Below are 16,033 nucleotides of genomic sequence, written 5' to 3' on the forward strand. Positions count from 1 at the left end.
TAATAAAGGGGCGCGATTAAAAATGAACCAAAACTCTATTTTTGATTATGAAGATATTCAATTGATACCTAAAAAAGGCGTACTTAACAGTCGGAAGGATGCTGATGCCAGTATTCAATTTGGACCCGAACGGTTTAAATTACCTGTTGTTCCGGCTAATATGCAAACTGTTATTGATGAAGATTTAGCATTAGATCTAGGTCAAAAACATTATTTTTATGTTATGCATCGGTTTGAACCAGAACGTCGCTTAGATTTTATAAAACGAGCTCACGCTAATGACGTGTTTGCATCCATTTCAGTAGGTGTTAAACCAGGTGAATATCAATTTATTGATATATTAAAAGAACAAAATCTAATACCAGAATATATTACAATTGACATTGCCCATGGTTATAGTGATTCTACAATTGCAATGATTAAATATATTAAACAATTAATGCCAACCGCCTTTGTGATTGCTGGGAATGTTGCAACACCTGATGCGGTCATGGCTTTAGAGGCAGCTGGTGCGGATGCAACTAAAGTCGGAATTGGTCCAGGGAAGGCATGTATTACTAAACTTAAAACTGGATTTGGAACAGGAGGATGGCAATTAGCTGCGATTAATCAATGTGCGCAAGTCGCAACTAAACCAATTATTGCTGACGGAGGTATTCGGCATCATGGTGATATTGCTAAATCGATTCGTTTTGGTGCTTCAATGGTCATGATTGGTTCTATGTTAGCTGGGCACCAAGAAGGACCCGGTGAAGTTATAGATCTAGATGGTGCCCCAGTAAAAGCTTATTTTGGCTCGGCATCCCAATTTCAAAAAGGAACTTACCAAAATGTAGAAGGTAAAAAGTTATTCGTTCCATATCGAGGAAGTATCTACAACACATTGAATGAAATGCAAGAAGACCTCCAATCATCTATTTCGTATGCCGGTGGCAAAAAATTGATGGATCTGCGGGACGTTGATTATGTTATTGTTAGAAATTCCATTTTGAATGGTGATTAAATTGATGATAAAACCCCGAAAATTTTTCGGGGTTTTAATTTGTCATGGAATTAACCATAATTTATCGGAAAAAACATCAAAATACTTGTTTATTTCAACTTAATTAGTTTATAATTTATAACATATTAAGTTAAACTTAACAAGAAAAGAGAATAACCATGCAAACTAGGGAGGTAACGCAATTAGAAGTGCGCCGCAAAATATTATTAATTGATTCTAAAAGCTTTTATGCCAGTGTTGAGAGTATCGCATTGGGGCTGAATCCACTGAAATAAATTTTGGTCGTCATGAGTCAACAAGAAAACACGAATGGTGGCTTGGTCCTAGCAGCTTCTCCACGCGCCAAAAGAGAATTAGGAATTAGTAATGTGACGCGGAGACGTGATGTCCCAAATGATCCCAGACTTATTATTGTAGAGCCGAGAATGAATCACTATATTGCAATGAATAAGCGGGTTAATGATATTTTTAGGCAATATGTTTCTGAAGAAGATCTTCATCTTTATTCCATTGATGAATCCATATTAGATATAACTCCTAATTGGAATTATTTGAAATATAAATTTGGTCAAGATTTAACAATGACCAAACTGGCACGGATTATTCAGTTGCATGTTAAAAGAGAGTTAGGGATATATTTAACTGTTGGTATCGGAGAAAGTAATTCAATGGCCAAGATGGCATTAGATATTGAGGCCAAACATGCCAAAAGTTTGATTGGGGAATGGTCATATGAGACGATTCCTGATAAGTTATGGCCGATTACTGATTTTGATGAAGTTTGGAGTATTGGAAGAAAGACTTCAGCTAAATTAAAGTATTTTGGAATATATTCAATGGGTCAATTGGCTAATACAGATCCAACCTTTCTAAAGAGTAAATTTGGTATTCGTGGTGAAGAATTATTTGCACTATCCTGGGGCGTCGATCGTAGTGTTGTGGCAAATAAGTATCACGTTAAATCTAGTAATATCTCTAATAGTCAAGTGTTACCAAGAGATTATTTTGAGGTTAATGAAATTAAAAATGTCATCAGAGAAATCGGTGAACAAGTTTCATCACGATTACGATCAAAGGGAAAACAGGCTGGTGTTGTTTCTCTGTACGTGGGCTTTGCCTATGCAAGTGTGAAGGAAGATGGAAATAGTGGTTTTCACGCTCAGCTATCAATTGACTCTACAAATAGCTCAGGTTCAATTGTAAAAGCATTGCATTATATTTTTGATACACATTATCGAGGACAAGTAGTGAGAAATTTAGGTGTGTCTGCGGCTAAATTAGTTGAGGGGGGTCAAGAACAATTGGACCTTTTGAAGGATCCAATTAAACAAATAAAAGAGCGTGATCTTGATGATACAGTTGATAAAATCAGAAATAAATATGGAGTTACATCAATCGTGAAACTATCTTCTTTGGGAGATGGTGGAACAATGATTGACCGTGCTGGATTAGTTGGCGGTCATAATGGGGGAAACGCATATGGTTAAAATGAAAGAAGCTCAAATGGAACGAGCCAAACATTTCTTTGAAAATGAATATCAAGAACGTGGAATGGTGAAGTGGCAAGGATATTACTTATCTGATCATACAGAAAATGTATTGGATTATACCCAACAAAGACAAAATAAGATGAACCAAAAGTTAATGCCTGGTATGTCACAAGAAGATATCTCTAAGGTATTATTTAGTGCTTACGCAAAAAAACATTCTGTTAGTGTTCAAGGAAAGGAAATTGTAGATGATTTAGTACCGGCCATTATTTCTGGAATGGTTAAGGGTTATGATGAAGATAATGTTTATATTGGTAGTATTAGAATACCGTTGGAATCGATTAATTGGATTCAAGAAAAACAGATGAAAATTTAAACGTTGATAGATTTATGAATTAATAAATTAAAAAAACATTTAAAATAATTTATAATATTATTAATGGGCTAGTTAATAACAAAAACACTCGTACTAATATAATTTATTATTTGAAACCCCACTTAAGGAGGATTATAGCGATGAAAGCAATTGGCTTTTATGAAGGTAAAGCACTTGAGACCCCAGATAGTTTCCTAGATGTTGATCTAAAAACTCCTCAACTGTTATCTAATGATGTTTTGGTTCAAGTTAAGGCCATCTCAATCAACCCGATTGATATCAAATTACGCCAAACTACCAAGAGACAAACTATCCCCAAAATAATTGGTTATGATGCGGTGGGGATCGTTACTTCCATCGGAAATCAAGTTACTGATTTTATGATAGGTGATCGAGTTTACTATGCTGGAACCACGCAGCGCGATGGAAGTTATGCTGAATTTCAAGCAGTAGATGCCCGTCTGGTCGCAATAGCTCCTCGTAACTTATCGGATCCTGAAGCAGCGGCATTACCATTAACAGCTTTAACGGCTTATGAATTACTATTTGAAAAATTTGGCTTAACACCTGTAGCGAATGCTAATGCTAATCAAAAAATCCTCATAATCAATGGTGCCGGTGGAGTGGGCTCAATTATGAGCCAGTTAGCCGAGTGGAGTGGGCTGGAAGTTTTAGCAACTAGTAGTCCGCGTAACTTTGCTTGGTTAAAAAGTTATGGCGTCAAATATCCACTAGACTATCATCAAGCGTTACAACCGGCTTTAGAACAATATGGCATTAAGCGAGTTGGTTATATTGCGGCTTTGCATAATATTATTCCATACTTAGAGCAATTTCCGGATTTGATTGAACCTTTTGGACATTTGGGGACGATTGTCGGGGTCGAACAAGCTCTGTCGTTAAGTATATTCAAGAATCTGGCGGTAAGTTTTGATTGGGAATACATGTTTGCGAAGAGTGACTACGATTATAATCTGGCCTCACAAGGTCAAATTTTAAAAACAATCACATATTTAGTTGAACAAGGGCATTTAAAGACAACTCTTAATCATGCTATTTCAACTGGAATAAATGCAATTAATATTAAAAAAGTAACACAACTAGTTGAAAATGGGCAAACCCACGGTAAAATAGTGGTGTCGGGGCCCTTTAATGCTTAATATTTAATTTAGCTTCCATTAATGTTAATGACGATTAGTCACATTAGCGGAGGCTTTTTAAGAGCCTTGTGTTAGTGGCTCCTTTACTTCAACTTAGCCCGATTTGCTGTATAATAAAATTGTTAGAATAAGTCAAAGTAGAATGATCTAACTTGTCAATTAAAATTAAGGAGTTTCTATTATTAAATGCGTGGACTTAGAACATATTTGAATCAAGTGAGCTATGAATTAATTAATGTGATTATTCCTTTAATTCCATTGGCTTATCTTACGCATGTCTTGGGTGCCAAGAGTTATGGAATTGTTGCTTTTACAACAGGTATAGCTGATATTTTTGTCTTAATCTTTTTAGGGTCAATAAATTTATTAGCGCAGTTCAGTTTAAACAATGAGTATACTATTAAGCAACGAGTACCTAGAACATTTTGGAATATTATTTTTATCCGCCTCATGATGTTGGTTGTCGGAATGTTAATGTTATGGCTTTTGCTCAACTGGGCAACTGGTTGGAATCCTACTTACTTCCAAAACCAAGCTACTTTACGAGTGAGTTATTTACTGATGTTTGGAAGCTTTTTAGATTTATCCTGGTATTATATTGGAACCCATCAAACAATTAGACCACTTCTACAAGCTGCTTCCATGAAAATTATTTTTTTAATGTTAATATTGATTACTGTCAAAACTACTGACGATGCCTATCGCTATTTACTATTAATGGGATGGATTCGAATTATTGGTAATGGAATAATGTGGTTTAGTTTACCGAAGAAGTTATTTCAGCAAATTAAATGGGGTTCTTGGCAATTTTTAAAAACTAGTTTAACCGCGATGACAACAATTTTGGGCGTAGAATTATTTTCCTTAACGGGACAGCTACTAGTGACACTCTTGAAACCACAAATGTTAGATTGGGTTGGTTACTACGAAGCGGCCCTGCATCTCAACCAAGTCTCTATTGTCATTGTGGTTACAATAGGGCTAAGCACCATGCCACGTTTTTATCAGATTTATCGCGAAAATAATTATAATAAGCTGATTGAACATATTGATATTGCTGTTGAATACGTCACAGCCTTTGCTGTTCCGGTGATGTTTGGGACAGCAGCTACCGCGGTTACATTTACTACTTGGTTTTTGGGTGGCATCTTTAAAGATGTTGGCTTATTAATGACAGTGTTATCACCGTTAATTCTATTATTGGGCTGGAATACCATCTTAGGTGGTCAATTTTTGCGATTAGCCGGTCAGGATAAGGTTGTCCATACGAATTTATTTATCGGCTTATTTTTAAATACTGGATTAGGGCTTTTATTTATTCCACGGTATGGATTATTTGGCGCAATCTATGCATTGTTAATTACGGAATTTTTAATCTTCGCCGTTCAATTATTTTATGCCCGCGAAGTCATTGCATTTGGAAGAATTGTGGCAATTACCGCTAAATACTTAGTTACAGGGCTGTTGATGTATTTGGTTATTATTGTTTCAACTTATGATTGGCCACCTTTTCCTTCTACGACAGTTTTTCAATTAGGATTAGGTTTTGTCATCTATTTAATTGGGATTATTTTACTCAGAAGTCCATTAATTAGTAAGGCTTGGTTAATTATTAGAGCCTATTCTAAGATAATCCGACGTCGCTATAAAAAATAATAAATCGAGGAATTTTATGATTGAATTAAAGCATGTTTCAAAAAAATTTGGCCAAAAATTAGCTGTTGATGATATGAACTTAGTCGTTCAACCAGGTCATATCATGGGCTTAATTGGTCAAAATGGAGCGGGTAAAACGACAACTTTTAGAATGTTGTTAAATTTTATTGACCCAACCACCGGTTCTATTAATTGGGATGGACATCCAATTGATGATCAAATGCGGGCAAAAATTGGCTTTTTACCGGAAGAGCGAGGTCTTTACCAAAAATTATCGATTGAAGAGCAAGTTTTGTATTTTGCAGAATTACACGGTATGAAGCGTAGTACAGCGCGAATCGAACTAAAGAATTGGATGCAACGCTTAGAGGTTGTGGGCGCTTTAAATGATAAGGTGCAAAAATTATCTAAAGGAAATGCTCAAAAAATCCAATTAATTGCAACCCTGATTTTTCATCCTGACTTTGTAATTTTAGATGAACCTTTTACCGGGATGGACCCTGTGAATACTGAAATAGTGATGCAAGAAATTAAACAGTTAAAACAACAAGGTGCTACTATCATATTTAGTTCACATAATATGGCGGGTGTGGAACAATTATCGGATGAATTAACAATGTTACGAGCAGGTAAAACCGTCTTACAAGGGAGTCTAAATGGAATCCGCGAATCATTCGGAAGAACTGAAATCTATATTGAATCTGATGTTTCGAATGCGCAATTACAGTTAATTGATGGGGTTAAATCCATTGAATCCCGGGGAATTGGAAGGCAAGTTCATTTAACTAAACCCAAAGCGGGGCAAGCCGTTTTTGATTTAGTTAGTGCAGACGGTTACGTCTCAGCTTTTGCTCAACAGGCTCCTACCTTGGATGAAATATTCAGAAGAGAAGCGACAGAAGGGAAACAAGAGTAATGTTTCAAAGACAATTATGGTTAGTTACTAAACAAACTTTTAAAATCAGAGTCAAAACATTAGGATATTGGTCATTGGTGTTATCCCCATTATTAATTGCCGTTGTGGTGGCCGGTTTTGCCTTTATTTTTACTGCGATGTCCAATCATGATGATTCCATAGTCGGACTAAATGTCGAACAAAGTTTGGTTCGTACGTTAAAGGCCGACCAAAGTGTGAAAGCAAACTATAAAATCATTAAAGATGGCCAAAAAGCTGATCAACTGCTTAAACAAAAAAAGATTGATAGTTATTTGAAACAAACGACCAATGGGTATGAACTTAAAAATTCGGCGCAGGGTAATCCAGTTGATGATAGTGCAATTAAGCAAGTATTAAATCAATATACGATGCAACAACAAGCTCAAGCAATGAATTTAACACCAACCCAGTTGAAAGAATTAACGTCCCTCCCTCAAATTAAAACTAAACAAGTGAGTTCAAAAGGAACAAGTACAAGCGGTGAGTCGACCAAAACAGCGAATTATCTTTTGACTGTTGGGCTAGGAATTTTTATTTTCGTATTCCTAACGGCTTATGTCGGCATGATTGCCAATGAAATTGCCAATGAAAAATCTTCTCGAATTATGGAAATTTTGTTAGCGGCTACCAGCCCTGCCGTCCAATTTTTCGGTAAATTAGCGGGAATCATCAGTTTAGCATTATTACACTTATTTATTTATGTCATTGCAGGAGTCATTGGTTACCAGTTTATATCACATGAGAATGCTACCTTTAAAATGATTACCAATGTTTTGAATGGTGTTGATTTTAGTTTTGTGCTGATTTCCATGACTATGGTTTTCCTAGGAATTGTAATGTATTTGATTCTTACCGCAATTATTGCCGCCTTAGTTAACGACCAAAGTCAGGTTCAACAAGCGGTATCACCAATTACATACTTAGCAATGTTAGGCTACATTTTGACATTTATGGTATCTGGTTCGCCAGATAATATCATTGTTAAAATTTTGTCGTTTGTGCCATTCACTTCACAAACATTAATGCCTGCCCGACTTGGTTTGCAATTGACACAACCTTTTGAAATCTGGGTAGCAATTATTTTTCAAATTGTGACAATTATCTTCCTAAGCCGGTTTGGGCTAAAGGTCTATAAAAAAAATGTCTTACAATATAATGAGGGTAATTTAACAAAGGCTGGAATTATGAGTTTAGTTGGACTATTTAAACGGGAACAACGATAATTTATTTAAAAGAGGCAGTAACGTCTTCAGAGATGTTACTGTTTTTTTTGACCAATTATCATTCAAAAACTACCGATTATCCCAAATTAATCGCCATCATTTGAGAGACTAATTATGATATTAATAACGTACCAGTAACTAAAAATGAATGGAGAAGTATAGTGGGAATAATATTAGAAGCACAATCAATATCTAAACAATTTGGTGCCAAAAAAGTTGTTAAAAATGTTGATTTATCAATTAATAATGGGGAATTTATTGCATTTTTAGGACCTAATGGTGCTGGAAAGTCGACAATGATTCAATTGCTAACGACACTTATACCTGCGAGTTCTGGGCAGATTAAGATTAAGGGTATTAACATCCAAAAAAATAAAAAGCAACTTCGCAAAAACATTGGAATTGTTTTCCAACAATCGATTTTAGATTATGATTTAACGGTTTTACAAAACCTGCAATTAAGTCAGCAGTTGGTTCACGCAAATCAGCGATATTTCAATAAGATCGTTGAATTATTTAAATTAACCAATATTTTACAACAAAAAATCGCTACTTTATCTGGTGGTCAACGTCGAAGAGTTGATATTGCTTACGTCTTGCTAGGCCAACCGGCTATTTTGTTTCTTGATGAACCTACTAACGCTCTTGATCTGAAAACTCGGCAATTAATATGGCGGATTTTGAATGATCTCAAACAAAAGGAAAATATGACAATTTTTTTGACAACGCACTATCTAATGGAGGCTGAACAAGCGGACCAAGTCTATATCTTTGACCATGGTGAAATTTTAGCTCATGGCAGTGTTAACTAGTTAGAAAATAATTATGCAAATAATTATAATTATGCAAATAATTATCTTACCGTTTTCGATCCTAATTTTATCGCTCCCAATCATTGGGTGAAAAGTGGTCAACGGTTCTTGATAAAAAATGTTTTTGAAATGCTTGATGAATTGCAAAAACAAGATATCAAAACATTTTCTTATCAGCCTACGACACTGGATGATGTCTATGTTTCTTTAACCGGACAGGAGGTCCGAATATGAGCGCATTAGTAAAAAGAAATTTATTACGATATTTTCAAAGTAAAAGTAATGTTTTTTTGTCAATATTCAGTCCATTATTAATTTTGGGGCTTTATGAAATATTCTTAAAACATAATTTAAGTATTAACTTTAAGGATCAAATGGTTTTATTGAATCAATGGCTTTTAGGCGGAGCGCTATCGGTTACAACCTTAACAACATCATTTAACATTTTAAAAACAAAGGTTACAGATGAATTGGGCGGTCAAAAAGCAAACTTATTAGTTAATGGCTTAAGTATGAGGCAGATTATGGGAAGTTACCTTACTGCTAGCGGTATTGTGGGCTTTATAATGACAACTATTATTTACTTTATATATGTCATATTTTTTGAATTACAAGGTGAATTTTTCATTAATTTTGAACAACTGGGCAATGTTGTAAGCATGATTTTATTAAATACACTGATATCAGTTGCAATAAATGGGGCTATCGTAACTTTTATTCATGATGAAAGTGCCCTTCAAGGAGTCGGAACGGCGCTGAATACAATGAGTGGCTTTCTTGTGGGAGCCTACGTTCCTATTGGGATTGTTCCAACCGGTGCTCAACATTTAATGCAAGGATGGCCAGGATTTTTAACTGCAAGTGTCTTTCGAAATCAATTGATAACAACCCCACTGACTCTTTCGGAAAAAAAGTATTTGGGAACTATTATTAACTGGGGAAATCATCAGCTCACCCATGTAGAAATTTATTTGATTTTAATATCAGTGAGTGTGATACTTATCATCATTACTATGTTAGGGAGTCGCGAATGAAATTTAACTTTAAAGCTAACAATGATGCTGTTGATTGGTTTATTACATTGGAAGCTGACGCAGATCAAAGTGAAGCCGATCATTTTTTAAATTATCTATCAGAATATAAGCATTATGAAATAATGATCACAAATCGTACCAATGGCCGGCAAGCATTGATTAATTTACAAGATATTATTGCAGTTCAAGTTAATCGAAATAACCTTGAAATTATTACTGTTGATGCTCATTATGAAATCAGAAGTAGTCTCACGCAGTTCATTCATAAACTTAATCACGATTTTATACAAATTAGTCAATCGTCAGTAATTCAGTTAAGTAAGTTAACTGAAGTTAAGAGCAATTGGGGAAACGCTATGGCTGTTTTAGACAATGGTGTAGAAATTGAAATTTCTCGTCGCTACTTAACCAAATTGAAAAATCGGCTGGAGGAAAGCTCATGGTAAATAATTATAAAGCACTAGTATTACGCCATGTTTTAGTGGGGATGATTTTTGGCGCTTTTTCTCAAATGCTATATAGCATTTTAACGGGGTATATTTTTCCAAATCGGCAGAGTCTAATTTGGCTGTTATTATTTAGTGGGCTAGTCGGACTAACAACTTTAATTTTTGATCTATTTGAGAGGTGGCCTAAAGCATTAATTTATTTAATTCATTTTGGAGTAGTAAGTTTATTAGCTCTGGTTTTTAATTTTAATGGCAGTTGGTTTGATCCATTAGCGGTCGGGCAGGTATTAATAATAACTTTTATCATATATTTACTTAATATCTTTCTATCAATCTATCTCTTCAAGAAAAAAATATTTAATATTAATAAATTATTAAACGATCAACTAAAGTAATTGTGTTTAACTGAAATGTCAGATTATCATAGTCCATTGGCTTGATTAGTCTGATTTTTTTTGATTATATTACAAAAATTGAATCGGGCGTTGTTTAATATTATTTGGTTTTAGACCCATAAATTTTGGTACAATTAAAGATATGACACATTCAAAGATATGATTGTGCTTTAATCTTTTTTGAAATCGAAAGGGGCAGATATGGAAAAGCCAAAATTATTATTAATTGACGGAAATTCACTTGCTTTTCGTGCATTTTATGCACTAATAAATCAAGTTGATCGCTTCGTCAATCATGATGGGTTGCACACAAATGCACTTGTAGGATTTAATAATCTCTTAGATGGCATTGTGGATCCATTTGAGCCAGATAAGGCCCTCGTTGCGTGGGATGCTGGAAAAACGACCTTTCGGACCAATGCGTACGATAACTATAAAGGTAATCGCGATAAGACCCCCCAAGAGTTAGTTGAACAATTTGAACCAATGCGTGAAATGGTACGATTACATGGTATTACTAACTATGAATTACCCGATTATGAGGCCGATGATATTATTGGGACAATGGCTAAAGCAGGGGTTGCGGCTGGATATAATGTCACCATCGTAACTGGGGATCGCGATATGCGCCAATTAGTGGCCGATAATATTACGGTTTGGATCACTAAAAAGGGAATTTCCGAAATAGATAAATATACGCCAAACGAAGTGTCTGACGTCTATGGTGGGCTAACTCCAGATCAAGTGGTCGAAGTCAAAGGACTGCAAGGCGATCCATCCGATAATTATCCTGGTGTTCCGGGGATTGGCGAGAAGACGGCGATCAAATTAATTCAAGAATATAATACGATTCCCGAACTATATGCCCAAATTGATGACATGAAAGCATCTAAGCGAAAAGAAAATTTAATTCAGTATCAAGATGACGCGTTTCTTTCACGTGATTTAGCTCGAATTAGAACGGATGCCCCAGTTACGATCCAATTAGAAGATCTAATATATCAAGGAATCCAGTATCAGGACTTAATTCCCTTTTATCAACATCTGGATTTTAAACAACAATTAGTTAAATTGGCTAATCAAGGATATACCATTGCTGGAGCACGAGAAAGTGTGCAAGAAAAACAGGTTCTAAATGTGGTTCCTTTAACAGCCAATAATTTAGCTCATGTTGAATTATTAACTGATGATGTCGATTTTTATTTGGAATTAGATGGCGATAACTATCATCGAGCGGCAATTGTTGGTTTCGTGTTAGGGAATCAAAAACAAGGGTATCTAGCAAGTCGTGATTTAGAATTATTAACGCAAGCAACACCTGTTCGAAAAGTTCTAGAAAATAAAGCAGTTAAGAAAAATGTCTTTAATGCCAAAGAAACGTTTGTAGCCTTGCACCGTTATAATGTTAATTTAGTTGGCGTTGATTTTGATTTATTATTAGTTTCTTATCTGTTAAATGTAAATGATAATAGTAATGATTTAGGAACAGTTGCCCATGAACATAACTATTTTGATGTCCAATCAGATGACGAAGTTTATGGAAAAGGGGCTAAATTTGCGATTTTGGAAAATGATACCGACTTTTTTGAACATTTAGGTAGAAAAGTCCAAGCAATCGGCGCCTTGAAAGCGCCACTAACACAAAAATTAGTAGAACACGAACAAACCGATTTATATACTGAAATTGAGCTACCCTTAACATTTGTTCTCGCCCAAATGGAAATGACCGGAATTACAGTTAATGCAGAACGCTTATTAGGCATGCAGTCGAAATTAACCGAACGGCTTTCTGAATTAGAACAAACAATCCATCAACAGGCAGGTCATGAATTTAATATTCAATCTCCTAAGCAGTTAGGGGTAATTTTATTTGAAGAGATGGGACTGAAGCCTTTAAAAAAGACCAAAACTGGTTATTCAACATCAGTTGAGGTCTTAGAACAAATGACAGACGTACCAATTGTTGCTTCAATCTTACAATATCGACAATTAGCTAAGATTTTATCGACGTATGTAGATGGTCTATTAAGAGTGATCCATGGCAGTGATTCCAAAGTGCATACGCGTTACTTACAAACTTTGACACAGACAGGACGTCTATCATCAGTCGATCCTAATCTACAGAATATTCCGGTTCGCGTAGAAGAGGGACGTCAAATTCGAGCAGCCTTTGAACCGGAGCAAAAGGGTTGGTCCTTATTAAGTGCTGATTATTCACAAATTGAATTAAGAGTCCTAGCGCATATTACGGATGACGAAATAATGCGTCAAGCTTTTATAAATGATGAGGATATTCATGCTGCTACAGCTCGTCGAATCTTTGGTTTGGATCCGGACGCTGTAGTTGATGGCAATTTAAGACGACAGGCTAAGGCAGTGAATTTTGGAATAGTTTATGGTATTTCTGATTTTGGATTAGCTAAGAATATTGGAACTGATCGAAAAACAGCTAAAAATATCATTGAAACTTATCTTTTGGAATATAGCGGGGTTAAAAGTTGGACAGAAAAAATTGTCTTAGATGCCCGTGAAAAAGGCTATGTTGAGACGCTATCGCACCGCCGCCGTTATTTACCAGACATCAAAGCAAAAAGTTTTAATGCGCGTAGTTTTGCTGAAAGAACAGCTATGAATACTCCAATTCAAGGTTCAGCAGCTGATATCATTAAAATTGCTATGATAAAAATGCAAAAGGCACTGGATCAACAAAATTTGAAATCAAAAATGTTGCTACAGGTTCATGATGAATTGATTTTTGAAGTTCCAGAAGAGGAATTAGAATTAATGCATCAATTAGTCCCCGAAGTAATGGATTCAGCAGTTAAATTAACAGTTCCATTAAAAGTTGAAACGCACGAGGGTAAGACTTGGTATGATGCAAAATAATATTAGTAATCCGCCAGCAATTGTGTTAACTATTGCTGGTTCAGACAGTATTGCAGGGGGCGGCATTCAAGCTGACTTAGCTACATTTAATGAATATAATTTATTCGGAGTTAGCGCCATTACGAGTATTGTGACGGTTATGCCCACGAATTTTGACATTCATGCAGAGGATGCGATATTATTAGCCGCTCAATTAGAATCAATTCAAACGAATTTTACTTTAGCCGGCGTTAAATTAGGGTTAATTCCAGACTTGGAACAGATGGCTGTTGTTCTAAACTTTTTGCAAAAATTAGAAAAATCAATTCCGATTGTCGTTGATCCAGTATTAGTGTTTAAAGAAGCCCATGCTCCTCAAATGGATGCAATTCGTACTTTTTATCTAGATCATTTGTTCCCACTGGCAACCGTAATTACACCTAATTTAGTTGAAGCAGAAATGTTAACCCAGCAAAAAATAAAGTCTCCAGCGGATTTAGTTCATAGTGCGCAAGTTTTAAAGCGAAATGGTGCTAAAAATATCGTAGTTAAAGGTGGTCGACGCTTGGACTCAAAGCAAGCCCTTGATGTTTTAGTTACCGAACGAAACGAAGTAGAAATATTGTCTGATCCAATCATTCTAAATAATTTCAATAATGGCGCAGGATGTACCTTTTCGGCGGCTATATTAAGTGAACTTGTCCAAAACCACAATATTATTCCGGCTGTCCAGCAAGCCAAAATATTTGTGAAAAATGGAATCTCCCATGGCATTGCGATTAAAAACAACCTGGGTAACGTTTGGCAAGGAGCAAATCGGCATGTATAATTTAAAACCTGTTTATCAAAAAACCATTGTGGCAGTTATAATTGCCTTAAATATTGTAATTAATTTCTTTTTACGTGTGCCAACACCAACCGGTTTTATTAGTTTAGTAGAAGTGGGTATTTTTCTAATGGCTTGGCTTCTGGGGCCAAAGGCAGGAGGAGTAACTGGTGCTTTGACCGGCTTTTTAATTGATCTAATCGCGGGTTACCCTCAATGGATGTTTTTTTCTTTAATCATTCATGGTACTGAGGGATTAATGATTGGTTATCTCAATTCACAAAAACAACAATGGTTTACTAAATTGGTAAGTATACTTTGCGGTGGAATTATCATGATTAGTGGATATTTTATTAGCGGCATATTTTTACAGCTTTGGAATCATGCCACTCTAAAAACAGCGCTGACCATAGCAACCGCCGATCTTTTTGGGAATGCCCTGCAAGTTTTAAGTGGAGCCATCGTTGCCTTGCTTTTGTTACCAATTCTTAGACGAGCATTAAGTCAGCAAACAAATATCTTGAAATAATCAAATCAATCTAAAGGAAACATGCATGAATTCAAAAATTAAAAATAAGTACTATACTCCTAAAATAGGGTTGTTAGTGGCGATTATTTTATTGGGCTTAATGATGCGAAGCCCAATTTCAGCCATCCCTATGATTTTAAATCAACTCGCTCAACGGCTACATGTTGTACCAGAGCAGCTCAGTATTTTAACAACTATCCCATTAGTGGTCTTTATGTTGTTTTCAAATTTTGCTTCTAATACGGCTAATCGCCTAGGCTTGAAAAAAACCGTAACCTTAGCAGCAGTGTTGATGACCTTAGGAAGTATCGCGCGTGTGTTTCCCAATTTTATGTTAATCATTTTAGGAACTATTTTAATCGGTATTGGAATTGCCCATTTAAATGTACTCATGCCCGCAGTGATTATGGCATTTGTACCAAATCAGATTGCGCTTTATACAACAACCTATTCCTTATCAATGATGTTAGGGGTTGCTTTATGCAATTTGACGACCGTCCCGTTACTGCAATTAGGTGGAATCAATAGCGTAATGTTAGTATTAGTCGGGGCTACCTTAATAGCATTATTCGTTTGGGCGTTTGTAACTCGCCATTTAGAGCCTTTGGGAGCCAATAAAAGTCAACAGCTCGAGCAAACAACGACGTTGTCGAATTTAACCAATCATTCTGAGAAAGTAACACTGAGTCCATGGCGAACTTGGCAGGCTTGGCCGTTCCTAATAACATTTGGGTGTCAATCGTTTTTGAATTATACTTTTGTTGCTTGGATGCCAGCGTTAATGGCGTATCATCATGTTCCCAGCAACCAAATTGGGGTCATCATGTCGTTTAATGCTTTTGTGACGATTATTTTTTCAATCATTATTCCCAAATTACTAGTTTCTTTGTCTAATCGGGGGATCACATTATTAATGATCAGTAATGGAACGCTTGGCTTAATAAGTGCCGCAGGCTTCATTTTTTACCAAAATACATCGAATTTTTTGTTTTGGTCCCTCGAGTCAATCATATATGGTTTAATGATTGGCGGGTTTTTCTTATCAGTTATGACATTGCTAGCTCTTAAAACTAGTCGTCCAAGTGATACCGCCCAATTATCTGGAATGACCCAGACCGGGGGGTATCTGATCGCAGCACTGGGACCTATCTTATATGGTGTGGCTTTCAAAGCAAACCCAACGGGAATGTTACAAAATATTTTTTTCGTTGGTATCATAATAATCATGACGATCATGGCAGTGATGATGGTCAACGTCAAAAAATTCAAATAAATTCG

General features: G+C 35.8%; 14 protein-coding genes and 1 pseudogene. All 15 read left to right on the forward strand.

The features are described from left to right. The first annotated feature begins 22 nt into the window (after window positions 1–22). The 15 genes and pseudogenes from G7084_RS04825 (at window position 23) to G7084_RS04895 (ending at window position 16,028) form a co-directional block, all read left to right on the forward strand. A complete protein-coding gene (locus G7084_RS04825) occupies window positions 23–1,003 on the forward strand; it encodes a GMP reductase (RefSeq protein ID WP_166010552.1) in 981 nt (326 codons plus the stop codon). Window positions 1,004–1,161: 158 nt separating this feature from the next. After that, window positions 1,162–2,490, forward strand: a pseudogene (locus G7084_RS04830) (Y-family DNA polymerase). Then, complete coding sequence (locus tag G7084_RS04835) at window positions 2,483–2,869, forward strand: hypothetical protein (protein ID WP_166010554.1); 387 nt, start codon at window positions 2,483–2,485, stop codon at window positions 2,867–2,869. Before G7084_RS04830 ends, G7084_RS04835 begins: the two are co-directional and overlap by 8 nt. A 140-nt stretch (window positions 2,870–3,009) precedes the next feature. Further along, complete coding sequence (locus G7084_RS04840) at window positions 3,010–4,029, forward strand: zinc-binding alcohol dehydrogenase family protein (protein WP_166010556.1); 1,020 nt, start codon at window positions 3,010–3,012, stop codon at window positions 4,027–4,029. Between the two features lie 186 nt (window positions 4,030–4,215). Next, entirely contained in the window at window positions 4,216–5,685 is a 1,470-nt protein-coding gene (locus G7084_RS04845; protein ID WP_166010558.1) for an MATE family efflux transporter, read from the forward strand. A gap of 16 nt (window positions 5,686–5,701) precedes the next feature. Next, complete coding sequence (locus tag G7084_RS04850) at window positions 5,702–6,601, forward strand: ABC transporter ATP-binding protein (protein ID WP_166010560.1); 900 nt, start codon at window positions 5,702–5,704, stop codon at window positions 6,599–6,601. After that, on the forward strand, window positions 6,601–7,845 hold the full coding sequence (locus tag G7084_RS04855; protein WP_166010562.1) for an ABC transporter permease: 1,245 nt from the start codon (window positions 6,601–6,603) through the stop codon (window positions 7,843–7,845). The genes G7084_RS04850 and G7084_RS04855 overlap by 1 nt, the downstream gene beginning before the upstream one ends. A 161-nt stretch (window positions 7,846–8,006) precedes the next feature. Next, window positions 8,007–8,657, forward strand: a complete 651-nt coding sequence (locus G7084_RS04860; protein WP_166010564.1) for an ABC transporter ATP-binding protein — start codon at window positions 8,007–8,009, stop codon at window positions 8,655–8,657. 230 nt (window positions 8,658–8,887) lie between these two features. Next, the gene (locus G7084_RS04865) at window positions 8,888–9,691 is read left to right on the forward strand and encodes an ABC transporter permease (RefSeq protein ID WP_166010566.1); all 804 of its coding nucleotides are present in this window, start codon (window positions 8,888–8,890) and stop codon (window positions 9,689–9,691) included. Further along, window positions 9,688–10,137, forward strand: a complete 450-nt coding sequence (locus G7084_RS04870) for a LytTR family DNA-binding domain-containing protein (protein WP_166010568.1) — start codon at window positions 9,688–9,690, stop codon at window positions 10,135–10,137. Before G7084_RS04865 ends, G7084_RS04870 begins: the two co-directional genes overlap by 4 nt. Next, window positions 10,131–10,535, forward strand: a complete 405-nt coding sequence (locus G7084_RS04875; RefSeq protein WP_166010570.1) for a DUF3021 family protein — start codon at window positions 10,131–10,133, stop codon at window positions 10,533–10,535. Before G7084_RS04870 ends, G7084_RS04875 begins: the two co-directional genes overlap by 7 nt. A 201-nt stretch (window positions 10,536–10,736) precedes the next feature. After that, complete coding sequence (gene polA / locus G7084_RS04880; RefSeq protein ID WP_166010572.1) at window positions 10,737–13,421, forward strand: DNA polymerase I; 2,685 nt, start codon at window positions 10,737–10,739, stop codon at window positions 13,419–13,421. Further along, entirely contained in the window at window positions 13,408–14,229 is an 822-nt protein-coding gene (locus tag G7084_RS04885; RefSeq protein ID WP_166010574.1) for a bifunctional hydroxymethylpyrimidine kinase/phosphomethylpyrimidine kinase, read from the forward strand. Before polA ends, G7084_RS04885 begins: the two co-directional genes overlap by 14 nt. Then, window positions 14,222–14,755, forward strand: coding sequence for an ECF transporter S component (locus G7084_RS04890; RefSeq protein ID WP_166010576.1), 534 nt, complete (start codon window positions 14,222–14,224; stop codon window positions 14,753–14,755). Before G7084_RS04885 ends, G7084_RS04890 begins: the two co-directional genes overlap by 8 nt. A 25-nt stretch (window positions 14,756–14,780) precedes the next feature. Beyond that, window positions 14,781–16,028, forward strand: a complete 1,248-nt coding sequence (locus G7084_RS04895; protein ID WP_166010578.1) for an MFS transporter — start codon at window positions 14,781–14,783, stop codon at window positions 16,026–16,028. The last annotated feature ends 5 nt before the right edge of the window (window positions 16,029–16,033 follow it).

Origin of the sequence: Weissella coleopterorum (assembly GCF_011304355.1) — a bacterium.
GTDB classification, from domain to species: domain Bacteria; phylum Bacillota; class Bacilli; order Lactobacillales; family Lactobacillaceae; genus Weissella; species Weissella coleopterorum.